At 33.1% G+C, this 24724-nt stretch carries 24 protein-coding genes, 1 pseudogene and 1 riboswitch; of the genes and pseudogenes, 6 read left to right on the top strand and 19 right to left on the bottom strand.

The window, feature by feature from the left end; translation table 11 throughout:
* Nucleotide 1: 1 nt before the first annotated feature.
* From AC2D8K_RS06615 to hutU, 7 genes are all read right to left on the bottom strand, one after another.
* Complete coding sequence (locus AC2D8K_RS06615) at nucleotides 2-514, bottom strand: SRPBCC family protein (protein ID WP_002451973.1); 513 nt, start codon at nucleotides 512-514, stop codon at nucleotides 2-4.
* Nucleotides 515-713: 199 nt separating this feature from the next.
* Entirely contained in the window at nucleotides 714-2009 is a 1296-nt protein-coding gene (locus tag AC2D8K_RS06610) for a Na+/H+ antiporter NhaC family protein (protein ID WP_037552513.1), read from the bottom strand.
* Between the two features lie 76 nt (nucleotides 2010-2085).
* Nucleotides 2086-2183: riboswitch (SAM riboswitch) on the bottom strand.
* A gap of 53 nt (nucleotides 2184-2236) precedes the next feature.
* Complete coding sequence (locus tag AC2D8K_RS06605) at nucleotides 2237-2809, bottom strand: hypothetical protein (RefSeq protein ID WP_002451971.1); 573 nt, start codon at nucleotides 2807-2809, stop codon at nucleotides 2237-2239.
* 247 nt (nucleotides 2810-3056) lie between these two features.
* Nucleotides 3057-3938, bottom strand: coding sequence for an SDR family oxidoreductase (locus AC2D8K_RS06600; protein ID WP_002451970.1), 882 nt, complete (start codon nucleotides 3936-3938; stop codon nucleotides 3057-3059).
* A gap of 90 nt (nucleotides 3939-4028) precedes the next feature.
* Nucleotides 4029-5150, bottom strand: a complete 1122-nt coding sequence (locus AC2D8K_RS06595) for an amidohydrolase (RefSeq protein ID WP_145505502.1) — start codon at nucleotides 5148-5150, stop codon at nucleotides 4029-4031.
* Between the two features lie 150 nt (nucleotides 5151-5300).
* Nucleotides 5301-6536, bottom strand: coding sequence for an imidazolonepropionase (gene hutI, locus AC2D8K_RS06590; protein WP_002451968.1), 1236 nt, complete (start codon nucleotides 6534-6536; stop codon nucleotides 5301-5303).
* Entirely contained in the window at nucleotides 6536-8197 is a 1662-nt protein-coding gene (gene hutU / locus AC2D8K_RS06585) for a urocanate hydratase (RefSeq protein ID WP_002451967.1), read from the bottom strand. The genes hutI and hutU overlap by 1 nt, the downstream gene beginning before the upstream one ends.
* 213 nt (nucleotides 8198-8410) lie before the next feature.
* Between hutU and AC2D8K_RS06580 the strand changes: the two genes are divergently transcribed.
* The gene (locus tag AC2D8K_RS06580) at nucleotides 8411-9280 is read left to right on the top strand and encodes a LysR family transcriptional regulator (protein WP_002451966.1); all 870 of its coding nucleotides are present in this window, start codon (nucleotides 8411-8413) and stop codon (nucleotides 9278-9280) included.
* On the opposite strand, the gene hutG is transcribed toward AC2D8K_RS06580, so the two are convergent.
* Nucleotides 9275-10210: a formimidoylglutamase gene (gene hutG / locus AC2D8K_RS06575; RefSeq protein WP_002451965.1), complete on the bottom strand. Its 936-nt coding sequence runs from the start codon at nucleotides 10208-10210 to the stop codon at nucleotides 9275-9277. The two genes, AC2D8K_RS06580 and hutG, sit on opposite strands and share 6 nt — an antisense overlap.
* 235 nt (nucleotides 10211-10445) lie before the next feature.
* On the opposite strand from hutG, the gene sdpC reads away from it, so the two are divergent.
* Entirely contained in the window at nucleotides 10446-11543 is a 1098-nt protein-coding gene (gene sdpC / locus AC2D8K_RS06570) for a peptidoglycan release complex CPBP-like subunit SdpC (protein WP_484698285.1), read from the top strand.
* A gap of 103 nt (nucleotides 11544-11646) precedes the next feature.
* Here sdpC and AC2D8K_RS06565 read toward each other — a convergent pair whose 3' ends face one another.
* The gene (locus AC2D8K_RS06565) at nucleotides 11647-12339 is read right to left on the bottom strand and encodes a ribose 5-phosphate isomerase A (RefSeq protein WP_002451963.1); all 693 of its coding nucleotides are present in this window, start codon (nucleotides 12337-12339) and stop codon (nucleotides 11647-11649) included.
* 169 nt (nucleotides 12340-12508) lie between these two features.
* Here AC2D8K_RS06565 and AC2D8K_RS06560 point away from each other — a divergent pair.
* A pseudogene (locus AC2D8K_RS06560) lies at nucleotides 12509-13162 on the top strand (MOSC domain-containing protein).
* A gap of 72 nt (nucleotides 13163-13234) precedes the next feature.
* Here AC2D8K_RS06560 and AC2D8K_RS06555 read toward each other — a convergent pair.
* The 4 genes from AC2D8K_RS06555 to AC2D8K_RS06540 form a co-directional block, all read right to left on the bottom strand.
* Complete coding sequence (locus AC2D8K_RS06555) at nucleotides 13235-14245, bottom strand: aldose epimerase family protein (protein ID WP_002451961.1); 1011 nt, start codon at nucleotides 14243-14245, stop codon at nucleotides 13235-13237.
* A 29-nt stretch (nucleotides 14246-14274) separates the two neighbouring features.
* Nucleotides 14275-14601, bottom strand: a complete 327-nt coding sequence (locus AC2D8K_RS06550) for a YnfA family protein (protein WP_037552511.1) — start codon at nucleotides 14599-14601, stop codon at nucleotides 14275-14277.
* Between the two features lie 340 nt (nucleotides 14602-14941).
* Entirely contained in the window at nucleotides 14942-16174 is a 1233-nt protein-coding gene (locus AC2D8K_RS06545) for an ABC transporter permease (protein WP_002451959.1), read from the bottom strand.
* Nucleotides 16167-17066, bottom strand: coding sequence for an ABC transporter ATP-binding protein (locus AC2D8K_RS06540; protein ID WP_002451958.1), 900 nt, complete (start codon nucleotides 17064-17066; stop codon nucleotides 16167-16169). Before AC2D8K_RS06540 ends, AC2D8K_RS06545 begins: the two co-directional genes overlap by 8 nt.
* Nucleotides 17067-17267: 201 nt before the next feature.
* Here AC2D8K_RS06540 and AC2D8K_RS06535 point away from each other — a divergent pair, with 201 nt between their 5' ends.
* Nucleotides 17268-18893 (top strand): ribulokinase, encoded by a 1626-nt coding sequence (locus AC2D8K_RS06535; protein WP_002451957.1) that lies wholly within the window; start codon nucleotides 17268-17270, stop codon nucleotides 18891-18893.
* 68 nt (nucleotides 18894-18961) lie between these two features.
* On the opposite strand, the gene AC2D8K_RS06530 is transcribed toward AC2D8K_RS06535, so the two are convergent.
* The 3 genes from AC2D8K_RS06530 to AC2D8K_RS06520 form a co-directional block, all read right to left on the bottom strand.
* Nucleotides 18962-19672, bottom strand: coding sequence for a hypothetical protein (locus AC2D8K_RS06530; protein ID WP_454340455.1), 711 nt, complete (start codon nucleotides 19670-19672; stop codon nucleotides 18962-18964).
* A gap of 32 nt (nucleotides 19673-19704) precedes the next feature.
* On the bottom strand, nucleotides 19705-19896 hold the full coding sequence (locus AC2D8K_RS06525) for a helix-turn-helix transcriptional regulator (protein ID WP_037552506.1): 192 nt from the start codon (nucleotides 19894-19896) through the stop codon (nucleotides 19705-19707).
* A gap of 129 nt (nucleotides 19897-20025) precedes the next feature.
* Nucleotides 20026-20640: a DUF805 domain-containing protein gene (locus AC2D8K_RS06520; RefSeq protein ID WP_484698283.1), complete on the bottom strand. Its 615-nt coding sequence runs from the start codon at nucleotides 20638-20640 to the stop codon at nucleotides 20026-20028.
* Nucleotides 20641-20838: 198 nt separating this feature from the next.
* Between AC2D8K_RS06520 and AC2D8K_RS06515 the strand changes: the two genes are divergently transcribed.
* A complete protein-coding gene (locus tag AC2D8K_RS06515; RefSeq protein ID WP_484698281.1) occupies nucleotides 20839-21447 on the top strand; it encodes a DNA-3-methyladenine glycosylase in 609 nt (202 codons plus the stop codon).
* A 47-nt stretch (nucleotides 21448-21494) separates the two neighbouring features.
* On the opposite strand, the gene AC2D8K_RS06510 is transcribed toward AC2D8K_RS06515, so the two are convergent.
* From AC2D8K_RS06510 to AC2D8K_RS06500, 3 genes are read right to left on the bottom strand one after another with little or no spacing between them, the layout of a single operon-like run.
* Nucleotides 21495-22283, bottom strand: coding sequence for a DUF4097 family beta strand repeat-containing protein (locus tag AC2D8K_RS06510; RefSeq protein WP_002451952.1), 789 nt, complete (start codon nucleotides 22281-22283; stop codon nucleotides 21495-21497).
* Nucleotides 22280-22840: an HAAS signaling domain-containing protein gene (locus AC2D8K_RS06505; RefSeq protein WP_002451951.1), complete on the bottom strand. Its 561-nt coding sequence runs from the start codon at nucleotides 22838-22840 to the stop codon at nucleotides 22280-22282. The genes AC2D8K_RS06510 and AC2D8K_RS06505 overlap by 4 nt, the downstream gene beginning before the upstream one ends.
* Nucleotides 22833-23156, bottom strand: coding sequence for a PadR family transcriptional regulator (locus AC2D8K_RS06500; RefSeq protein ID WP_002451950.1), 324 nt, complete (start codon nucleotides 23154-23156; stop codon nucleotides 22833-22835). The genes AC2D8K_RS06505 and AC2D8K_RS06500 overlap by 8 nt, the downstream gene beginning before the upstream one ends.
* A 334-nt stretch (nucleotides 23157-23490) precedes the next feature.
* On the opposite strand from AC2D8K_RS06500, the gene gltS reads away from it, so the two are divergent.
* Entirely contained in the window at nucleotides 23491-24699 is a 1209-nt protein-coding gene (gene gltS, locus AC2D8K_RS06495; RefSeq protein ID WP_002451949.1) for a sodium/glutamate symporter, read from the top strand.
* The last annotated feature ends 25 nt before the right edge of the window (nucleotides 24700-24724 follow it).

Raw genomic sequence — 24724 nt, 5'->3', positions numbered from 1 at the left:
ATTAATTATTTTTCTGTTCTTCAATTTCTTCTAATACTGCATTCATTTTGTCAAACATAAGTTCAAATCCATGCGCAGTTGAATCATGGTATTCTTTCTTTTTCTGTTTGTATTCAAGATTGGTTAATCTTCTTTCACGTTCCATATATGATTGATAATAGAAGAACATTTGGGTGCCACCTGATTCACGTTCGAAGAATTCTACTTCTATAATATCCTCCTCGTTACTTAAGCCTGGCATACCTATTGTCATTTTAATAAATTCATCCATGACTAATTCTTCGTATGTACCTTCGATAATATTTTGTTTACCATTTCTACTATCAACGATACGATACTTACCACCTTCTTGGACATCAGCTTCAAATGATTTATTCGTACGTTTCGACGTCATAAACCATTGTTTGAGAATATCTTCTTTCGTCCAAGCTTCATAAATTGTTTCTGGTGAATATTTTAATAAACGTTCAATATCAATTTCTACATATTCATTTTCCACATTATACTTTGCCACTTTCAGTCACCTACTTTCACTCTTAATACTATTTTAACGTATTTGTTCAAACTTCCAAACATTTATACATTAAAAAAGATTGCGCTTCTACACATTTAGTCTAGTTTACCATTAAAACGCTGACTTGAAACATTTTCTCTGTACTGTTCTATTTATCAATTAAAAAACCGAGACTAAATCGTCTCAGTTTATAATCGTTTTATGCTTTGTTTTTTAATTTTGGATAACCAATTAAAATAGCAATCAATCCGCATACACCAAGCATGATAGGATAAATACTATAAGGAACGAGTAAGAATGGTGAGATGCCCGCTACTCCTGCAGCTGAAATCACTTGAGGACTATATGGTAATAAGCCTTGGAAACACCCACCAAATATATCTAAAATACTAGCTGATTTACGTGGATCAACATCATATTCATCTGCAATATTTTTAGCTAATGGTCCTGACATAATGATTGAAATAGTATTATTAGCTGTTGCAATATCTGCCACACTTACTAAACTGGCAATGCCTATTTCAGCTCCTCGTTTAGATTTCACGCGACCTCTGACTACATTTAACAACCAATCTATACCGCCATTATGTTGAATAAGTCCTACTAAACCACCAATTAATAAGGCAATCATAGCAATATCTTCCATACCTATAATTCCTTTAGATACAGCACTTAGTAATCCTTTCCAACCAAATGAGCCATCAATAAGGCCAATGACTCCAGATAAAACTGTCCCACCAATAAGGACGATAATCACATTGACACCAACTAGCGCTAGTATCAACACCAATAAATACGGAATGACTTTAACTAATTGGAAATCATAACTTTTAGAATGATCCATGGAAATTCCATTTGTTAGGAAAAATAGTACAACTATGGTTAATATCGCACCTGGCAAAACAATTCTAAAGTTTACTTTAAATTTATCTTTCATCTTCGTATGTTGTGTACGTACAGCCGCTATCGTAGTATCAGAAATCATAGAAAGATTATCTCCAAACATAGCGCCACCAACAACTGTAGCCATAGCTAAAGCTGCAGATACATCTGTAGCTTGTGCAAATCCAAATCCTACTGGTGCAATAGCTGCTACTGTGCCTACTGATGTTCCCATTGAAATAGAAACAAACATACAAATGATAAATAAACCTACTATAATTAAATTTTCAGGGATGAGAGACAATCCCAAATTTACAGTAGAAGTCACACCACCCATTTTCTCTGTAGTCGTAGAAAATGCGCCTGCTAAAATAAAGATAAGCATCATTAAAATAATATTTGAATGACCTGCACCTTTAGTAAACACTTCAACTTTAGTGGCAAATTTTTCTTTGCGATTCATCAACAAAGCAACGATTACTGTAATCGTTATCGCAACATTTAACGGCATCGTCGTGAAATCACCCGAGATGATACCTACACCTAAAAATAACAACATAAATAATAATAACGGAAATAACGCCCAAGCATTACCCTTTTTAGTTTCTTTCATCATTAGACCTACTTCCTTACAAAAAATACCTCTCTTCTTTATGATAAAGAAAAGAGGTCCATCTACAACGATTATCCCCTTATCTTCAAACCTAGATAGGTTACTGGAATTGGCACATGATTCAATGTTGCCGAAGCTTCATAGGGCCAGTCCCTCCACTTCTCTTGATAAGTGATTCATATTTAACGTTTACGTTACAAGATAATTCCTATGACGTCAATCATAAATTAAAACTTCGTCGTAAAATATTTTTCATAAATAATTAATGCAACAGCAACTACGAATAACATTGCAATAGCTATACCAAAGGCGACCCACCATTTTAAATAAAGTGATACCATCATTAAAATAATAGAAATGGTTGTCATACTAATCATCAGTATTTTAAATTGTCGTTCACGTTGTTGAGAGATCACTTTATAATCTCGATGGTTTTTCCTTTGCGTATCATCATCAATTTGTAATTTAGTTTCTATATAAAAAACAAACGTCATAGTTACCAATACAATTAAGAAAGTAATCCATGTATAATTTTGTTGAAATAATATCATCATAAAAAATACAATCCATAAACAACCGATAATAATACCTAATAACCGGTCGATTGTTTTATTAATCCATATGATATGATTTTTAATATTTTTATTAACAAAATACAGATTTTTTAATGCATTGGTAAGCGCAAATAAAAGTATTAAAATGATTAAAAACCATTGATTCGTAGTAAATAACGAAAATACAACTATAGCGATTATACCTATTATGAACGGAGCAATCCTTATAAACGTATCTTTCACCATGTTATTACCTCCTTTAGATATAAGATTTCTATTGCAATTTGTCGTATAAATTACCTATCCCTTAGATATATCTGTATTCTTTAATTAAATTCCATTCATTAAAAAGGTTAATAATTTTATATTTTTATTTTACATTAAACATATTTTTATTCCAAATTCATAATAAAATTGGATATAGTTATCATATAATTTGTCACAAAAAAATGGTCGATAAAGTATTAACACTTTATCGACCAACTGCTATTCATTAGTTAATTTGAATGCCGCCTGTCACACCGAAGACTTGTCCGGTTGTATAACTTGATTCTTCAGATGCTAAAAGTACATATGTTCCTGATAGTTCAACAGGTTGACCTGCACGGCCAAGTGGTGTATTTTTACCGAATTTCGGAATATTACGTTGTGGTTGTCCACCAGTAATTTGTAAAGGTGACCAAAATGGTCCTGGTGCCACACAATTGACACGAATACCTTTTGCGCCAAGCTCTTCTGATAAACTTTTCGTCAATGAGATAATGGCAGCTTTTGAGGCGGCATAGTCGTGTAAGATAGGGCTTGGATTATATCCTTGAACAGATGACGTTGTAGTAATTGATGCCCCAGGTTGTAAATACTCTAATGCTTTTTGTACTGTCCAAAATATTGGATATACATTGGTTTCAAATGTCTCTTTAAATGATTGAGTATCAAATCCTCGAATATCATCATGGTATTGTTGATGTCCAGCGACTAATGTTACATTATCAAGTCCACCAAGCTGTTGATGTGCTTCTTCGACCATGTCATAGTTAAATTGTTCATCACGTATATCACCAGGTATTAGCACTGCTTTTTGTCCCGCTTCTTCAATCACTTGTTTAACGTCTTGTGCGTCTTTGTCTTCACTTGGAAGATAATTAATCGCAACATCTGCGCCTTCTTTAGCATAAGCAATAGCTGCTGCGCGTCCAATGGCAGAATCGCCACCTGTGACTAACATTTTATATCCTTTTAATCGCCCGTGTCCGACGTATGATGTCTCACCGCAATCTGGTTCAGGCGTTAATTGACTTTGCAAGCCTGGAAGTGGCTGCTCTTGTTTTTCATAGTCTGTTGATTTGAATTTATTTCTAGGATCTTGTGCTGACATTTTAAATTCATCTCCTCAATTTGTATATGTTGTCATATACCCAAGGTTATCCAGATGTTAATCATATTATCTTTATACAATGTATAGTGACTATTGATTCAGAAGACGTTTCGCCAGTGTCACAAAATAAGTTGGCACTTTTTCTAAAATACGCTCATCTGGATCATATAAAGGATGATGTAAGTCATACTCACTATTAGATCCTATGAATGCAAATACACCAGGATACGTTTCTGTATAACCTGAAAAGTCTTCACCAATCGTTAATGGTAAATCCATCATTGAGACATGATAACCGATATCTTTTGCTACTTCTATCGCCATATCAGTTAATTCATCATCATTAATTACTGTTCCAGGAAGTCGTGTATATCGGCAATCTACCTGTATATTAAATGTTCGTGCTAAACCATCAGCAATATCATTCATTCGTTGTTTGATATATGCTCTATGTTCTGGTTTAAATGAACGGACAGTCCCTTGTACATAGGCTTGATCGGCAATGACATTCCATGTATTTCCACATGAAATTTCACCAATAGTAACAACTGCATTATCAAAAGCAGATAAATTTCTACTTACAATCGTTTGTAAACTATTAATCAGTTGACCTAAAGCAACGGTTGGGTCATTACCCTGTTCTGGTTTAGCAGCATGTGCCCCTTTTCCTTTAATCTCAAATTCGAAGCGATCTACAGCAGACGTAATAGGCCCTTTCTTTATAGCAAAGTCACCAATGTCCATCGTTGGATAATTATGGAATCCTAATACTGCTTTCACACCATCTAATGCCCCTGTATCTACTACCTTTTTAGCTCCATGACCTAGCTCTTCAGCCGCTTGGAATATGATTCTCACTCGACCATTTAATTCACTCTCTTGGGCTTTCAATTGTGTTGCAACCCCTAATATACTTGCCATATGAATATCATGACCACATGCATGCATGACACCTTGATTGGTTGATGTAAATTCATGTTCAACTTGCTCATTGATAGGTAGTGCGTCTATATCAGTTCTAATCGCAATCATTTGGTCCCCTTGTCCAATTTCTGCAACTAATCCTGTATCTAACGGTAAATCTAAAATTTTTATATCATGTGCTTCTAATATACGTTTAAGTCGTTGCGTAGTTTCATATTCTTTCTCTGATATTTCAGGGAATTGGTGAAATGTACGTCGCCAATTCACGTAATCTGTATAACCAGTCATTGATATCTCCATCCCTTTCAACCTAAAACTATTTTTCTATATATACTAACATAATTGTCAAACTTTTCTAAAAATATATTTTTTCCTTTTATTATAAACAAAAAACCGTACCGACAACGTCGGCACGGTCATATCAATGAACACTTTGTCCTAGTCTAATGAAAATTCATTATCCACAATGACTCTACCATCTTTAATCACTTTTTGAGCATGGTTAATACCAAAGTGATAAGGAATATATTCATGGTTCGGCGCATTCCAAATAACAATGTTAGCTTTGTCACCTTCATTGATTGTACCTGCGTCTAAATCAATTGCTTTTGCTGCATTAACTGTTACAGCATTCCAAACTTCATTTGGTGAAAGTTTTAATTTTAATGCGGCTATTGCCATTGCCAATTGTAAGTTATTAGTTACGCTACTACCAGGATTGTAGTCAGTTGCAATAGCGATAGCCCCATCATTATCTAACATGCCTCTTGCATCTGCATAATCGTTTTTATCTAAATAGAATGTCGTAGCTGGTAATAATACGGCTACTGTGTCACTATTTTTTAATTTAGCTTTACCTTCTGCACTTGAAGCAACAAGATGATCAGCAGAAATTGCATTTTCATCAATAGCTAACTCTAGACCACCAAGTGGATCAATTTCATCTGCATGAATTTTAACTTTAAATCCTGCCTCTTTCGCTTTTTGCATATAATGTCTAGATTCTTCAACTGAGAATACACCTGTTTCACAGAAGATATCTGCAAAGTCTGCATATTCTTTAACTTCTGGTAAAAGTTCAATCATCTCATTTAAGAACGCCTCATTAGACTCTGCTTCTTCTGGAACCGCATGTGGTCCTAGGAAGGTGTGTCTCATATCTAAACCGTATTTCTCTGCTAAACGATTAGATACTCTTAATTGTTTCAATTCATTTTCTTTATCTAGACCATAACCACTTTTACTTTCAACACCTAAAACACCATGTTGAATCATTGTTAGTAAATCGTGTTCAGCTTTTTTGAATAAATCTTCTTCACTTATGTCACGTGTGGCTTTAACTGTTGATAAAATACCGCCACCTGACTCTAATATTTCTAAATAAGATTTACCTTGACGTTTCAATGACATTTCATGTTCTCTTGAGCCACCGAAAACTAAGTGCGTGTGTGCATCAATCAATGATGGTGACACAACTTTACCTGTTGCATCAATCACTTGTTCAGCATCATATTTATCAGTATGTGGTCCTGAATATACAATTTTGCCATCGTTCACAACGACCGTACCATTTTCAATCACATCTAGTTGATCAAGTTCTGCACCTTTTAAAGGACGATCAGTTGATTTTGGTAAAATAAGCTCTTTAATGTTTTGAATAATTAAATCGTTCATTATTTATCACCTGCTTCATCAATCATTGGAATTTTGATGCCTTTATCTTTTGCCGTTTGAATGGCGATGTCATAACCAGCATCAACGTGTCTTACTACTCCCATACCCGGATCTGTAGTTAATACACGTCCTAATCGACGATCTGCACGTTCTGAACCATCTGCAACAACAACCATACCAGCATGTAATGAATAACCCATACCTACGCCACCGCCATGGTGGAATGAAATCCAAGAGCCACCTGCTGCTGTATTAATTAATGCATTAAGTACAGCCCAGTCACCTACTGCATCACTTCCGTCACGCATACCTTCTGTTTCACGGTTTGGACTTGCTACTGAACCTGAATCTAAATGATCTCGTCCGATAACAATCGGTGCAGAAATTTCACCATCACGCACTAATTTATTAAGTGCTAGACCCATTTTGGCACGTTCTTCATAGCCTAGCCATGCAATTCTTGATGGTAAACCTTGGTAAGAAATTTTTTCTTCTGCAAGATCTAACCAACGAATTAATTTTTCATTATCTGGGAATAACTTTCTCATTTCTTCATCTGCACGTTCAATATCTTTTGGATCACCACTTAACGCTGCAAAGCGGAATGGACCTTTTCCTTCACAGAATAATGGTCTAATATATGCCGGCACAAATCCTGGGAAATCAAATGCATTTTTCACACCGTTGTTATATGCAACTTGACGGATATTGTTACCATAATCAAACGCAACAGCACCTTGTTTTTGGAATTCAAGCATTAATTCAACATGTTTGGCCATTGAATCTTGAGATAATTCTACATATTTTTTCGGATCTTCTTTACGTAGTTTTTTAGCTTCTTCAACTGAGTAACCTTGTGGGACATAACCGTTTAATGGGTCATGTGCACTTGTTTGGTCAGTAATAATATCAATCTTAAATCCTTTGTCTAAAATAGCTTTGTGAATGTCTACTGCATTACCTACTAATCCAATAGATAAAGCTTCCCCTTTTTGTCTAGCGTCTTCAGCTAATTTTAATGCTTCATCTAAATCGTTAGTTTTGATATCGCAATATTTTGTTTCGACACGTTTATCAACACGACTTTCGTCGACATCTACACAAATAGCTACACCATTATTCATAGTCACAGCAAGTGGTTGTGCACCGCCCATACCACCTAATCCAGCAGTAAGTGTTACTGTACCAGTTAAATCACTTTGATATTCTTGATTACCAAGTTCAGCAAATGTTTCATAAGTACCTTGAACGATACCTTGTGAACCAATATAAATCCAACTACCTGCTGTCATTTGGCCATACATCATTAAGCCTTTTTTATCTAGTTCATTAAAGTGATCCCAGTTCGCCCATTCAGGTACTAAAACTGAATTTGAAATTAATACTCGTGGCGCTTCTTCATGTGTTTTAAATACCGCTACTGGTTTACCAGATTGTACAAGCATTGTTTCATCTGCTTCTAAATCTCTTAATGTATTTTCAATAGCTTCAAAGGCTTTCCAGTTACGAGCAGCTTTACCAATACCACCATATACCACAAGCTCTTCTGGGTGCTCCGCTACTTCTGGATCTAAGTTATTATATAGCATTCGTAGTACTGCTTCTTGTTCCCAACCTTTACATTCGATATCTAACCCTTTTTTTGCATGAATTTCTCTCATTACTATCTCTCCCATCCGAAATAATATCAAAATCCAAAAATAAATTAAGTTTCTCTTTAATCATTATCTTCTAAATATTCGTACTATTTAAAAGATAACAATCACTATTAATCAGGTTGTTACAACTATATTATATTATGCTAAGATATAGATAACAAATATAAATAAACTAATTATTTATAGATAAAAACTATGACAAATAGGAGATGACCTATGAAAATCATTCAATTAGAATATTTTTTAGCCGTTGTAAAATACAATAGTTTTACGAAAGCCGCTAATTTTTTACATATTAGTCAACCTTCCTTAACTGCAGCTATTAAAAAGATGGAAGCTGATTTAGGATACGATTTATTTATGCGTACCACTAAAGATATCAAAATCACTGAAAAAGGTATTCAGTTTTATAAATATGCTGAGGATTTAGTAGAATCCTATCGTTCTACAGTTGAAAAAATGTATGATTTAAATGTGTCTTCGGAACCCCGTATTAAAATGGGCATTTTAGAATCTACGAGTCAATGGATGGCCAATGTCATTCATGCTCATCACAAACATTATCCTAATCAACAATACCGTATTTATGAGGTACATGATCAACATCAATCTATTGAGCAACTTACCAACTTTAATGTTCATTTTGCCTTAACAAACGAGGAAATACGCCATCAAGATATTACATCGATCGCATTATATAAAGAATCTTATATATTACTAACACCTAAAGATGCATTTCCAAAGCAAAAAACGATTCAATTGGATGAATTACCTTTAATTTTGCCGAATAAAAATTCTCAAGTTCGTAAACACTTAGATGATTATTTTAATAGAGTAGGTATCCACCCTAATATCATTATGGAATCTGATCGTTTTGAATCCGCTACTAATCTAGTCCATTTAGGTATTGGTTATGCGGTTATTCCTCGATTTTATTACCAATCATTTAATACACGGAATTTAGACTACATTAAAATACGCCCTAATTTAGGACGCAAAATTTATATTAATTATTTAAAAAAGAGAAAGCACTCTGAACAAGTACTTTCTCTTATTGAACAATGTATTGATTATTGGAATTTATAATAAGAAGTGATGCACTAAATTCGCAATCAGTTTCGCTGTACGATTGTCTTGATCGTATTTAGGGTTCATTTCAGCAATACTTACTGATTTAACCTTTTCACTTGGGACAATGCGCTTTGCTAATTCAAACACTGTATGTGGATAGATGCCCAAGACTGCTGGAGCACTTACACCTGGAGCAAAGGCACTATCTACAACATCCATACAAATCGTAAACATGATTACATCATGATCGTGAATAAATCGTTCAATCATATCTTTAATCGGTGGTGATACTTGATGTAATAATTCATCAGCATAAACAAATGATACACCTTTTTCTTTAGCATAGTCGAATAAACCTTGTGTGTTACCACCTTGAGATATACCTAATACCATGTAATCTGCATTGTCATCTTGTTCTAGTATTTGTCTAAAACTCGTACCTGAAGTGGATTCACCTTCATCACGTGTATCAAAGTGGGCATCAATATTAATAACCCCAATTGACTCATTAGGATACACTTGTCTAGTCGCTAAATATTGTGCATAAGCGATATCATGCCCACCACCTAATAAGAATGTTTGTTTATGATTATGAATAGACTTGGCTGCTAATTCTGCAAATTCCTTTTGAGTATCAATTAGTGCGTCATGATCATGCTCGACATTTCCATAATCAACGATTTGTTCACATTGATTCAAATCTGGTAAGCCAGCGAATGCTTTTTTTATCGCATTAGGCCCCTCTTTTGCACCTACACGCCCTTTATTTAGTTCTACACCTTTATCAATCGCATAACCTAAGATACCAACACCTTTTTGTTTAGATGCTAATTCTACTTGTCTTAAGTCATTAAATTGAATAGTTTGAAAATGTCTAAATTGTTTTGCATCTGTTTCACTATCTAATCTTCCGGTCCATAAGCTTGGTTCAGCTTGTTGATACATTGTTCTTCCCCCTTGATTTCTTTGCTTTATCCTTATAATTAAAGTATAACTTTGGCACATACTTAATTCAATGTTGTTCTTATATTCCCGTTTATCCTAAATTTAATTACGTTTATAATTCATTACGATTACATTTTGATGATAATTAAAATAGACAATTTATCTATCATCTTTTAAGATGTATAATTGTAAATAAAACAATAATTGCTTGTTTCCGTAATGGAGGTTACATAAAATGAAAAACAATCGAATTTCTGGGTTTCAATGGGCACTGACAATATTTGTGTTTTTTGTCGTAACAATGGCCCTATTCATAATACTTAGAGATTTCCAAGCAGCATTAGGGGTGAAACGTTTTGTATTCGACATTACAGATCTTTCCCCATTTATTGCAGCTATCATATGTCTACTTGTCTTTAAACATAAAAAAGAACAAATGGCGAGTTTAAAATTCACTTTTAGTCTCAAAGTTATTGAGCGTTTATTACTCGCATTAATCATACCTTTATTTATTTTTATTATCGGTATGTTCTGCTTCAATACATTTGCAGATAGTTTTATATTACTACAGGCATCTGATTTATCTGTGTCAATATTCGCAATTTTAATTGGTCATTTAATTATGGCGTTCGTAGTAGAATTTGGTTTCCGTTCATATTTGCAACACATCGTTGAAACTAAGATGAACACATTATTTGCTAGTATTGTTGTAGGTATCATTTACTCTATATTTAATGCTAATACAACATACGGCCTTGAATTCGCTGGCTATCATTTCTTATATACATTCGCTTTCTCAATGATTGTGGGTGAGTTAATTAGAGCCACTAATGGACGTACTATTTATATTGCTACGCTTTTCCACGCAGCAATGTCATTTGGTTTAGTATTCTTGTTTAGTGAAGAAATTGGCGATTTATTCTCTATGAAAGTCATCGCCTTAGCTACAACTGCGGTTGGTTTAATCTATATCATTTCAAGCTTAATCATTCGTGCTATCTTTTATAAAAAGACGAATCAAAGTTTAGACGAAGTAGAACCTAATAATTATTTAGATCACGTTAACGATGATAAGGACAATGATTATTCTGAAATTAATCATGATTATAGTTCAAGATCAGACGATCATGACCACCATAAAGACGCATTAGATTCTAGACATCAAGATAATAAACACGACATTCAAAACCATGATGATGCCCATGACTCTGATTCAACTGATCATTTAAAAGAACATTCATCATATAAACAAGATCGTCGCTCATCTGTTGTTTCTGATTTACAAGATGAAATCAAACAGACTGAAGAACATAGTCCTAACAATAAATATTAAGATTATAATTAAAACCGTCCATTCGTTGATTTGAATGGACGGTTTATTTTGTGAATGATAATTAAATTAGTTTATCAGAACATTGACTCATACTTTAAAGATATTAATCTTGTCTGTTCATCTTCTTAACACCTTGTTGTGTTCCAATAATTGCTTGGTCAGCAACATCAAGGAAGTAGCCTGTTTCTAGTACTCCTGTGATATGAATTAAAAATTCATGCATTTCATAAGGATCGATACCTTTTGGTAATGCACAATCTAAAATATAATTACCATTATCAGTCGTAAATGGGACATCATCCGTAACACGACGTTGTGTTGTCACGCCGCCAATTGTTTCTATTTTCTTAGCAACTTGATACCAGTTAAATTTATCTACTTCAACCGGTAATTTAAATGTTTCACCTAGGTAGTTAACAACTTTGTTTTCATCAGCAATAACCACAAAACGGTCTGCCATTTCATCGATTACTTTTTCTCTAAATAGCGCTCCACCGCCACCTTTAATGAGGTTAAGTTGAGGATCTACTTCGTCAGCACCATCAATAGCTAAATCAATTTTTTCAACATCATTCACATCAACAATATTAATATTTAATTCTTTAGCTAAAAACGCCGTCTTATTAGAAGTACAAACACCGATAATATTATAATGCTTTTCTTTAATAAGTTGAGCAATTTTAGGCACTAATAACTCAATTGTAGTTCCTGTTCCAATACCAAGTGTCATACCATCCTCGATTTGACTTAAAACATCATCAAGCGTCATCAATTTAAGTTGTTTTACATCATTCATCACGTCATGAGCCCCTTTTCTAAATCGTTTACATTTCTTATTTTACATGACTTTTTCAATTTAACATACCGTATTTGACGTTTAATTTTTAATATATTTTAAAATCTTTCATAAAAATACAAATGTATAGTAAAATATCACTTAATCAATCTTTTAAGGGGGGACCATAATGATACCAGTGTATGCTATTTCTACCGGAAAGATAGAATCGCTACAATACAATGAGGCTAAACCCATGCAATCAGCAATTAATAAACAACCTTTTAAAGGTCAAATGTGATTGTCAAAATTAGGATTTGTTGATGATGAACAAGCTTATAAAGATCATGGTGGTCCAGATAAAGCGATATGTTGTTTTAGTAAATCGAACTATGACATGTATCGTGATGACTTACTTGATATGCCAGACTACGCCATGTTTGGTGAGAATTTGACAATCGAAGATTTAGATGAAAGTAACGTTTATTTCGGCAACCAATATCAATTAGGTGATGCAATTATCGAAGTTTCTGAAATTCGAGAACCCTGCTGGAAAATCCAAGCAAAGTACGGGATTTCTGATTTAGTCAAACGTATGTCTCAATCAGGAAAAACAGGTTTTTATTGCCGCGTCATTAAAGAAGGGTTTGTGAATCAACATCATCACTTAGAATTAATAAAGGAAGCTGAATTGGACACACAACTCTCTGTACAAACATTAAACGATATTTATTATAACGACAGAAAAAATGCAGACCGAATCGCATTAGCATTGAAGAATCCATATTTATCAGCTAAAAGATATGAGAAACTAGAAAAAATGTATCAACGTGCAACAAAATAAACATAAAAATAAAACAATAAAAAGAGTAGAACAAAAACATCGTAAATGACAATGTTTGTTCTACTCTTTTGCTTATTTTTCATGAATTTGATAGCTCGTTTGTGAATAAAACATTTCATTAGCTTTTAATATTGAATAAGCTTGATCACCATATAAGTTAATATCATTTGGCAAATATTGTGCCTCGATTGTTAAACCCGAATGTGCTTTATAAATATTGGCGTCACTTTTCCAATTTTTCGGTTGGTTAAATGTATATAATACGACATAAGGCATATCAGTTTTAACATCTAATTGAAACTCATCATTATCTATTGATAATTGTTGTTCCCCTACTTTAAATGGATGATCTAAACCATTAAATTGAGCCACTTGTTGTGCTATTTGATCATGGCTACTTTCAAATATGTCTTTAAAGTATATGTCGTCCTTATTAAATATCCGTTGTAAATCTAACGTACTGTCTGAACTGATCATATGCTCCTCATTAAGTGGATACATATTCAATTTAGAACTAGACACTCGATGATTATCAATAACGTTATTATCACGATTAAGATTAAAATAAACATGGTTCATCGGGTTAAACAAAGTAGTCTTTGTTGATGTAGCTTCATATTGAATTGTCCAACAATGATCCGCATCATATGTATGAGTGACTTTAATCTCCATATTTCCAGGATAATGATCATCTGTTTCTTGTAACGTTGTTTTGAAAATGATTTTGACATGTCCTAAATCGTCTATAACTTCATAGTCAAATAATTTAGAGTCTAAACCATGGTTGCCACCATGTATATGATGTTGGCCATCGTTGGCCTCTAACTTGTATGTTTCTCCTTCTAAATTAAAAGTCGCATTTGAAATACGGCCACCATATCGTCCAACAGTCGCCCCAAATCTAAATGGATTATCAAAATAAAATTCGTCCGCTTCAACAACATTCCCTAATACAATATTGTTGTCATGATATTTCCATGACACAATTCTTGCACCATAATTAGTAAACACAATTTTGGTCTCTTCATTATCAATTTTAATTAAGTCTACACCATATCTTTGATGCTCAATTTCAACATTCATTACATACTTCTCCCTTTCAAACACGTTTATTAAGCCCTATGTGGCAGCAGCATAATTAAAACGCCTATTAAACAGACTAATGCACCCAATATATCGTATTTATCTGGCATATTCTTATCAATAAGCATAGACCAAACTAAACTCATAACGATGAATACGCCCCCGTATGCAGCATATACTCTTCCAAATGTTGGAAATGTTTGTAGTGTTGCAATCACACCATACAAAATGAGTATCAAGCCGCCAATAACGCCTAGCCAGGATGGTTGACCTTCCCTAAGCCATAACCATATTAAGTAGCCGCCTCCAATTTCACATACACCCGCTAATATAAATATGAGAAATGAATACATCATCACAATCATAACGCCTTCCTATTAATTATCTATGAAACTTCACTTTATACAACATACATGAAGTCATATTAAATATCTACCTCTTAAATCAGAGACATGGACTTTATTGTGCTATCGTTAAATACATATGTCTATGTGACTCGGGATAGTGAGTCACTAATCAATGTTTAATGTCAATTGTGACGCGTATTTATCATCTATTGTATAATATTAACGTGCTTTCTAATACATACATATTGTTACACTTTTTCTACTAATATGCCATAGTAAAATGCAAATTAAAGAGGAAGAACATTTTGTAAACTCTTACAAGTTTAATTTAATGCACTTCCTCTTTTATTTATTTTTTCATAACCTTTTTAATGGTGTTAAAAAGTCCTTTTTCAAAAGTTAATACAGAATCTTTATATGTTTTAACAGCAATCCATAATAAAATAAGCATGACTACAACTGAGATTAATATACTAACGATGATTTCCCAAACTTGTAACTCAGTCGATTGAGCACGTACTAACAATTCAAAAGGTGCTAAAAATGGAATAAAACTAGTGATTTTTAATAATAATATTTCTGGTTTAAACATACTAAAAATCGCGATATAAAAAGCAATCATTGCAAATAACGTTAATGGCATTAACGTTTGATTAATATCTTCAATTCTTGTTGCTAAAGAACCTAATATAGCTGCTAACAATACGTATGTTAAGATGCCTATAATCATACATAACAGACCTACGATTAAAACTTGCCAAGTGATATGACTCATGGATACATCGAAACCTTTTAACATTCGTTTTAAATCAAAGGCAAAGATACAAATGATAGCTACAACAACAATCATTACGATTTGTGTTAACGCGACAGCGATAACCCCTGCAATCTTAGCCATAATATGAGTAATGGGCGACACACTAGTAATAATCATTTCAATGACTCTTGATGTTTTCTCTGTAGCAATTTCCATTGCGACCTGCGTTGCATAATTGAAAACAATAAAGAACATCAACATTAGTATCGCATACACTAGAACTAAATTAAGTAGTTTTTGACCTTCATTCAATTGTTGATTTTTCTTATCTGATAGGACTTGACTGTCAACCTTACTTTGAGACTGTAATTTTTTCAAATCATTGTTATTGAGATGTAGTTGCGATGCGACTAGTTTTGATTGAATTGATGTCAGTACCCCATTTACTTTTTGCTCTTTTTCTTGTGAGACACTTTCTTTACTGATAATAGTTGCTGATAACTGTTGTTTATCTTTCAGCTTAATGATATAGGCTTCTTTTAGCTTTTCATTTTTTACTTGCTTCTTAGCTTCTTGTTTATTTACCTTCTTAAATGAAGCATCTTCATCAATCACATTTCCTTGTTGCTTAATGGCTTTATATATGGGTTCACTATTCGTTACGATACCGATTTGATCACCGTCACCTTTAAACATATCCATGATTTTATCGGCATTGGATAATGCTATCATTAAAATAATGACAATCGCCATGAAGATGATAAAGGATTTAGATTTCACTTTACTCTTATAAGTAAGGCCGAATGTAGCCCAAAATTTATTCATGTAAATCACCCACCTTATCAATAAAGATGTCTTTCAGAGAAGGCTCTAACATTTGGAATCGACGTACATATCCATGAGAGATGACTTGATGATATACATTTTCTGCAACGGATTCATCTTGTATCGTCACTTTAATATGGCGTTTATTGGTTTCAATATCCAACACACCTTCAATATCTGCTATGTCAGGCATTGATTTATCCGTTTCAATGATAACTTGTTTATAACCATGTGATGCTTTCACGTCATGTATGTCACCTGAAACTACAAGTTCACCATGATTCAAGATACATACATCATCACATAACTCTTCAACATGTTCCATACGATGAGAACTATAAATAATTGTTGAACCTTGATCATTCAAATCCTTTACGGCTGATTTGAGTAATTCAACATTAACAGGATCTAATCCACTAAAGGGTTCATCTAATATAAGTAATTCAGGTTGGTGCAACATACTTGCTAATAATTGAATTTTTTGTTGATTACCTTTGGATAATGCATCAATGCGCTTATGACGATTTTCTGTAATAGCAAATCGTTTGAGCCAATAATCAATATTTTTCTTAATGTCAGATTTAGACATTCCTTTGAGTGTTGCAAGATATGTTAGTTCATCTTCAACAGTCATTTTGGGATGTAAGCCACGTTCTTCAGGTAAGTACCCAATTCGATTATACATTGATTGATCTATCGCATGGCCATCATATGTAATGTGTCCTTCAGTTGGTTCACTTAATCCTAATATCATTCTAAAGGTAGTTGTCTTACCTGCACCATTACGACCTAAAAAACCAAGCATCTTCCCTTTTTCAAGATGAATAGAAATATCATTGACTGCTGTAAATTGATTGAACTTCTTCGTCACATGATCAATATGTAATGACATGTTTACCCTCCCCAAATCATATTTTTATTATTATTTAATATAACATTATTAGTTCTATTAATGAATTTAGATTTTGCAATATGTCAAACTTTACAATTATTTATGTAAGCACTATCATTAATTTTATCATAGAAGATTAAATTAAAATTAACTTCTTAGAGATAATTAAACAAGACATTAAATTTAAAGGGGATATATAGAATGAGTTATAGTATTGGTATCGATTACGGCACAGCATCTGGTCGTGTCATTTTAGTAAATACATCTGATGGAAAAATTGTTTCAAGTTATGAAGAGACTTATCAACATGGTACCATCGCTGAAGAATTAGGTGGAGAAACCTTACCCCATAATTACTTCTTACAACATGCTGGTGATTATCACCACGTACTAGAAAACGGTGTGAAACACGTTTTAGAAGAAAGCCAAGTTAATAAAGATGAGGTCGTAGGTATTGGTGTTGACTTTACTAGTTGTACAGTCGTCTTTTTAGATGAAAATTTCAAACCATTACATATGAATGAAGACCTAGCAAATCATCCTCATGCCTATGTTAAATTATGGAAACATCATGGCGCTCAAGACGAAGCAACTCAAATGGTTGAAGCCAATGAAAAAGCCAATCAAAATTGGTTAGATTATTATGGCCATAGTGTAAACAGTGAGTGGATGATTCCAAAAATTCTCGAAGTAAAACATAAAGCACCTGAGTTATTAGAACGTGCCCATTATATAATGGAAGCTGGAGATTATATGACGAGCTTACTCGTCAATCAAAATATTCGCTCTAACTGTGGTATAGGATTCAAAGGATTCTATGATGAAGTAAATGGCTTTAATTATGATTTCTTTGAAACTGTAGATCCAGAATTACCACAAATCGTCAAAGATAAATGTGAAGCACCTGTCATTCAAATTGGAGATAGCGCTGGTTCATTATCAGAGTACTATCAAAACTTATGGGGACTATCTTCCAATGTACAGATTTCCCCTTACATGATTGATGCCCACTCTGGCGTTTTAGGTGCAGGTGCAATTGAAAAAGGTGAATTCACACCGGTTATAGGAACAAGCACGTGTCACTTAATGTTAGACCCGAAACAAGAACCTATCCCTTCTATTACAGGTTCAGTTAAAGACGCTATTATTCCTGGGTTATATGCTTATGAAGCGGGTCAAGCAGCTGTAGGTGATTTATTCAGTTACTCTGAACGTATGGCACCACAACATATCGTTGAAGAAGCAGCGAAACAAGATAAGAGTGTCTTAGAATATTTAGAGACCCTCGCATCTCAAATTCCTGTTGAAGACCAACACGTGGTTGTCTTAGACTGGCACAACGGTAATAGAAGTATTTTAAGTGATAGCCATTTAACAGGAAGTGTCTTTGGATTAACATTGCAAACACCATTCGAAATGGTTCATCGTGCTTACTTAGAATCTACTGCTTTCGGTACTAAAATGATTATGAAACAATTCGAAGATAATGATATTCCAGTTCATACTGTTTATGCTTCTGGTGGTATTCCTAAGAAAAGTCGATTACTCGTAGACATCTATGCCAACGTATTAAATAAAAAAGTTGTCGTTTTAGAATCATCAAATGCAACAGCATTAGGCGCTGCTATGTTGGGCGCAAATGTGGGTGGTGCATATGATACATTAAGAGAAACCGTACAACACATGAAACAACCTGTATACTATGAAAAACAACCAGATCCAGAAAAAGTAAAACATTATGAAAAACTATTTGATAAATATCAAAAACTACATGATTTATTAGGTCGTGAACATCCAGAACTATCATATATCCACGAAACAGAATAATTGTTATTAAATATAAATAGCTATACTTGTCGTTGATAAAATTGATTCAACGCAAGTATAGCTATTTTTTATGATTTAAGTTTTTTTATTCGATAAGTGATACATAGTGCTGCAATGACAACTACTGCAATTGCCACATAACTCGAAATAGGCACATGCCCCATAATATGTTCAACAATGATATCAATGATACTTACAAACAATAACACGATTAATTGCCATATTGCATTACTTGAATATGCCTTAATTATTCGAGTTCTTTCATATTCATCACTGAAATTATAATTTGGAATCATATTAAGCATACGATCTTGTGTATTAATCTTCTCCATTGCTGGAACAGTGGGTGTGTCAGATATTTTGATACGTTTATCGCTCACGAACATCATAATTATAATCGCAATCATAAAACCTATACTCGAAACTAAATGATCGAACATTTTAATATGAGTTATTAAAGGTACCACTATATTATCAACACATGTTAGATATAGCATAATTAAAATTAAAAAAGGGATATGTTTCATTCTTGTTCTACGATTTAAAAATCGTTTTTCTTTCTCATCATTAACATAAATCATCGGTGTACCTACAAACTCTTCATACATAACTAATCTACACAGGGTCACTATCAGAATCAGTAACCCACCTATTAAAAAAGGCGATAGATAACTTCGATTGATATCAAAAACGATTTCAAAATACCATATTAAAAATATCATCATACATACAACCACACTTACTTTTGCTAAATAAGCACTTATAATTTCATTTTTCAATTCATCTTTAAATGTGAATTTGTTAAAAATAATTAATCACCTTCCCAAAACAAATCATTAAGTGTAACGGATAATACTTTAGCTATGTTTATACATAATTTAAGCGATGGATTATATTTATCATTTTCTATCATATTGATTGTCTGTCTAGATACACCAATGCGCCTAGCTAGCTCCTGTTGAGACATCTTTTGATGTGCTCGATATTGCTTCACTCTATTCAACGCAATCAATCACTTCTTTCAGTTAATATTACTTTAATTATAGACAGTCATTTTTGTAAGTGTCAAATATATATGACACTTACTTTCAAATAAAAGCTAGCATCATTAATGACACTAGCCTTTAAAAATTTAAATTTCATTTGTTGTATTGCGATATAACTTCGCTTTGTCAACTGGATTGTAATTCGGTTCGTTAACCGGTTCGTTTATTTCATATTTAGGACTTGGGCCATATTTGTTGCTTTCCTTCTTACTATCTAAGCAACTCACCACAATATTATAAACACCTAATACGAGACAGATTAAAGCGATAATATAATATGTGATCAATGCGCCTACATTATCTATTAGGCCACTAGCATTAATAACAATATTAAATACATTCAATAATACTCCAATGACAAACGCAATCATTGGAATCAACATTGAACGAGAAGTGTCATGGAAGCGACGTGCTAAAATAGCCAAATTAGGAATAATGGTAGCCAATGAATAAATGAGTATATAAATAGTCCCTATAAATATACAAATAATCCCAACACCTAAAACGCCACTACTTTCATTAAATGCACCTAAGAATAAACTTGGGTAACCAATAATCATAAGTATAATGGCAGGACACATAAAGATTAAATGCCATAATTGCATAAACCAATATTCACTACGTCTAGATCTCCCTTTAAAATTAAAATAATTTGACCAAAATAATTTAAATGATGCTTTAAAACCAACTTTTTCTCTCATGTTAGTGGCTCCCTTTCAGATCATCAATTCAATTTATTTTATTACTCTTAATAACTCTGATACATTAATTAAGTAATAATATTGTTTCTATTGTCATTGTATCAAACAACAAGACATTTAAAAATATAAATCAAAAATATTTTAAGAAATTTTAGAATAAATTCTTATAACAAATATTTTTATAGAGGTGCCAAATTTATGGATTTTAGACAACGTAGCACAACGGACATTGCTAAAGCTTTACTCGGTGTTCGTATTATATATCAAGATGATCAACAAACATATACTGGCTATATTGTGGAAACAGAAGCTTATTTAGGTATTAAAGATCGTGCTGCTCACGGATATGGTGGAAAGCGAACACCTAAAGTGACATCTTTATATCAATCAGGTGGTACGATTTATGCACACGTTATGCATACGCATCTACTAATTAACTTTGTGACAAGAGATGCTGGTGTACCTGAAGGTGTGCTTATACGCGCAATTGAACCTGAAGATGGTATTGAAGCTATGAAAATTAATCGTGGCAAAAGTGGGTTTGAAGTAACTAATGGTCCTGGAAAATGGACTAAAGCCTTTAATATTCCACGTTCAATTGATGGCGCTACTTTAAATCAATGTCGACTTTCTATCGACATCAAACATCGTAAATACCCTAAATCAATTATTGAAAGCGGACGTATAGGCATACCGAATAAAGGCGAATGGACTAACAAACCATTTCGTTACACAGTTAAAGGGAACCCTTATGTTTCTCGAATGAAGAAATCAGACTTCCTAAATCCTGATGACACTTGGAAATAAAATGATAGAGGCCAGAACAACTTCAATTCTGACCTCTAAAATTGACTTTATTGCACGTTGATATCCCCAGAGTCATTAAACATCTCGACGTTATTGTCCCCATTTCCAATTCGATGACGCTTAAATTCTTTGTTATCAAACTTTGATTCTCCTGAATCATTATGTGCAATAAATGTTGTGTTTTTAGGGTGATGTTGATAATTCAAAGTAATATCTCCACTATCGTTCGATACATATAAGGGTTGATCTGGAACACTCTTACTCAATTCTATATCGCCTGAATCATTGTTTACTTTGCCGTTGGTGAATTCAATGTGAGTTGTTGATATATCTCCTGAATCATTGTTTACTTTTAGTTTTCCTAGCTTACTATCTTTCAAGAAAATATCTGATGAATCTACCGTAATATCTGTATTCTTACTTATTATATTGTCGATAGTGACATCACCAGAGTCACCTTTTACAGTTAAATGATCAATCGCTTTTGGAACTGTGATTACTAATTTGTGCTTTGTCATGTAACCAATTCTAAAATTAATATTTGATTGATGGTCTTGATCACTAATATGCCACTTCCCATTTTTCACACTACTATTGACTTTCTTATCTTCGTTGCCTTTTTCTTTAATTGAGAACTTACTACCATGTTTGATTTCAATATCACTTTCATCAACATCTAAGTTAATGCTATTAATACGCTCTTTATAAACTTTATTTAACTTAGTGCCATTGTCTTTCTTTGAAGCTAATGTTTTCCATTCTGAAAAAACGCCTATACCAAAACCAATACTTAAAATTAGTCCAAAAATAAATAACGTTAAGACTAGCTTTTTCATGAATGAACACTTCCTTTCACAATTGAGATATTCCATTTTAAATACATAATCGTTAATTTAAGTATCCAATGACATAAGAAAATGCTAATAGCTAATAGCATTAAACCGACACCAAACATGAAACCACTCATATAAACATCATATAAAATAATAGAATTTACACCTTCAGTAATATATTTAATAATTAAAAATACTGGTGCACTTAAGAGTGTGATTGTAAATATAACTAAAGTAAGCAAAAACATAAATAAAAAGAATGCCGGTACTAATACAATAAAGAAATTAAGTAATCCTAAACCCATGACCGCTAAAATAGCACTCAAAATATTTTTTGCATTCTTTTTCTCATTAACTTTATCAATAGCCAATGAAGCATTTAATTCTTTAGCAATCATCTTAGGATTTCCTAAATGTTTTGCAATCTCTTCTTCAGATTTACCTTCATTTTTACCACTTACAAAATGTGTTTCGTATTCATTATAGATATCCTTTTTCTCATCTTTATCCATATGTTTTAAATGACTTATGAGTTGTTTTAGATAAGTATCTTTATTCATTGCGTTCACTCTCCTCTACAAAGGTATTAACTGCATTTGAAAACATTTGCCATTCTTCTTTCAATAATGCTAATCTTTCTTGACCTTGATCGGTAAGCCGATAATATTTTCTTGCTGGTCCCTCGCTTGATGGTTGATAATACGTCGATAGTTCTCCGTTCTTTACCAATCTTCGTAGCAAAGGATAGACGGTGCCTTCTGCAATCGTCATATAACGAGAAATATTTTGTACTAAAGAATAACCGTACTGATCTTCTCGTTTAATGATAAGTAAGACTATCAGTTCTAATGCACCCTTTTTAAACTGTGTGTTCATAGTTAAACCTCCATAGTGTAATAATCAGTACTGAACATTACACAGTAGTTAGTATCTATAATATAACACCCGCTACTGTACATTGCAAGGTACTAGATAATAATTACTTACGAATAATCATATTCTCTTCTTCCACACTTTTAAATTAATAAAGATAAAAACTTTTTTAGATTAATGAGTAATAGCCATAAATATAATTGGTATTAATTTCAAAACTAGATTTATTGTGCACACATATGTATAATGGATATTGTGGCTTTTTATAACGCTTACATATTTTAATTGAATAGCACATAAACATAGGTTTTGGGATAACTTCTAAGGGGGAGTTAAAATGATTGAATTAGATGCTATTACCACACTGTGTTTAGCATGTATTTTATATCTTATTGGTCAAACGATCATTAATCATGTCTCGATTTTAAGAAGAATTTGTATTCCAGCACCAGTAATTGGTGGTTTAATTTTTGCTATTTTAGTAGCTGTCTTAGATTCATTTAATATTGTGAAAATTAAATTAGATGCCTCATTTATACAGGATTTCTTTATGTTGGCATTCTTCACAACAATCGGACTCGGTGCATCTCTTAAACTATTTAAAGTTGGCGGAAAGGTCATGCTATTGTACTTTATGTTCTGTGGTATTATGGCATTCTGTCAAAATGTAATTGGTATTTCATTAGCGAAGTTATTAAATATCAAACCTTTACTAGGTTTAACTGCAGGGTCAATGTCAATGGAAGGTGGTCATGGTAATGCGGCCGCTTATGGTAAAACCATTCAAGATATGGGGATTGATTCCGCTGTCACAGCCGCCCTTGCAGCCGCAACATTAGGCTTAGTATTTGGTGGTTTAATTGGTGGACCAGTTGTTAAGTTCTTAATTAAACGTTATAACCTAAAACCTGAACATAGTGACGATTCATTTAAGAATTATGGTGAAGTTGAATATAATCAATCACTTCATGAAAAATATAAACCTACTCAAATTTTCTTTATACAGTTCACGATTTTAGTTTTCTGTATGGCACTTGGTACATATATTGGAAATACATTTACTGATTTAACTAACGTTAATATACCAATGTATGTAGGTTCAATGTTTGTCGCAGTATTCGTGCGTAATATTTCTGAAGCTGCTGGTTTCAACATTGTTGACCTAAAAATTAACGAACAAATTGGAGATATTTCGCTAGGTATCTTCTTATCATTAGCTTTAATGAGCATTCAGCTAACTGAAATTTACTCATTAGCTTTACCATTAATCATTATCGTTCTTGTACAAGTTGTATTTATGATCTTGTTCTCTATTTTCGTTCTATTTAGAGGTTTAGGAAAAGATTATGATGCAGCAGTAATGGTCGGTGGATTTATAGGTCATGGTTTAGGTGCTACACCTAATGCAATGGCGAATTTAGATGTAATTACTAAAAAATATGGCAATTCTCCAAAAGCCTATTTAGTTGTCCCTATTGTCGGTGCTTTCTTAATCGACTTAATAGGTGTCATCATTGTTATGGGCTTCATACAATTTTTCCAATAATAAAATACCCGTACGCAAGACATGC

The organism is Staphylococcus sp. 510 (assembly GCF_057219715.1).
This window is presented reverse-complemented; position numbering and strand designations above follow the sequence as displayed.

Excerpts from the sequence above, each read along its gene's own strand:
- AC2D8K_RS06610 (WP_037552513.1), bottom strand. The coding sequence starts at position 2,009 with ATGAAAGAAACTAAAAAGGGTAATGCTTGGGCGTTATTTCCGTTATTA.
- AC2D8K_RS06605 (WP_002451971.1), bottom strand. The coding sequence starts at position 2,809 with ATGGTGAAAGATACGTTTATAAGGATTGCTCCGTTCATAATAGGTATA.
- AC2D8K_RS06600 (WP_002451970.1), bottom strand. The coding sequence starts at position 3,938 with ATGTCAGCACAAGATCCTAGAAATAAATTCAAATCAACAGACTATGAA.
- AC2D8K_RS06595 (WP_145505502.1), bottom strand. The coding sequence starts at position 5,150 with ATGACTGGTTATACAGATTACGTGAATTGGCGACGTACATTTCACCAA.
- hutI (WP_002451968.1), bottom strand. The coding sequence starts at position 6,536 with ATGAACGATTTAATTATTCAAAACATTAAAGAGCTTATTTTACCAAAA.
- hutU (WP_002451967.1), bottom strand. The coding sequence starts at position 8,197 with ATGAGAGAAATTCATGCAAAAAAAGGGTTAGATATCGAATGTAAAGGT.
- AC2D8K_RS06580 (WP_002451966.1), top strand. The coding sequence starts at position 8,411 with ATGAAAATCATTCAATTAGAATATTTTTTAGCCGTTGTAAAATACAAT.
- hutG (WP_002451965.1), bottom strand. The coding sequence starts at position 10,210 with ATGTATCAACAAGCTGAACCAAGCTTATGGACCGGAAGATTAGATAGT.
- sdpC (WP_484698285.1), top strand. The coding sequence starts at position 10,446 with ATGAAAAACAATCGAATTTCTGGGTTTCAATGGGCACTGACAATATTT.
- AC2D8K_RS06565 (WP_002451963.1), bottom strand. The coding sequence starts at position 12,339 with ATGAATGATGTAAAACAACTTAAATTGATGACGCTTGATGATGTTTTA.
- AC2D8K_RS06555 (WP_002451961.1), bottom strand. The coding sequence starts at position 14,245 with ATGAATGTTGAAATTGAGCATCAAAGATATGGTGTAGACTTAATTAAA.
- AC2D8K_RS06550 (WP_037552511.1), bottom strand. The coding sequence starts at position 14,601 with ATGATGTATTCATTTCTCATATTTATATTAGCGGGTGTATGTGAAATT.
- AC2D8K_RS06545 (WP_002451959.1), bottom strand. The coding sequence starts at position 16,174 with ATGAATAAATTTTGGGCTACATTCGGCCTTACTTATAAGAGTAAAGTG.
- AC2D8K_RS06540 (WP_002451958.1), bottom strand. The coding sequence starts at position 17,066 with ATGTCATTACATATTGATCATGTGACGAAGAAGTTCAATCAATTTACA.
- AC2D8K_RS06535 (WP_002451957.1), top strand. The coding sequence starts at position 17,268 with ATGAGTTATAGTATTGGTATCGATTACGGCACAGCATCTGGTCGTGTC.
- AC2D8K_RS06520 (WP_484698283.1), bottom strand. The coding sequence starts at position 20,640 with ATGAGAGAAAAAGTTGGTTTTAAAGCATCATTTAAATTATTTTGGTCA.
- AC2D8K_RS06515 (WP_484698281.1), top strand. The coding sequence starts at position 20,839 with ATGGATTTTAGACAACGTAGCACAACGGACATTGCTAAAGCTTTACTC.
- AC2D8K_RS06510 (WP_002451952.1), bottom strand. The coding sequence starts at position 22,283 with ATGAAAAAGCTAGTCTTAACGTTATTTATTTTTGGACTAATTTTAAGT.
- AC2D8K_RS06505 (WP_002451951.1), bottom strand. The coding sequence starts at position 22,840 with ATGAATAAAGATACTTATCTAAAACAACTCATAAGTCATTTAAAACAT.
- AC2D8K_RS06500 (WP_002451950.1), bottom strand. The coding sequence starts at position 23,156 with ATGAACACACAGTTTAAAAAGGGTGCATTAGAACTGATAGTCTTACTT.
- gltS (WP_002451949.1), top strand. The coding sequence starts at position 23,491 with ATGATTGAATTAGATGCTATTACCACACTGTGTTTAGCATGTATTTTA.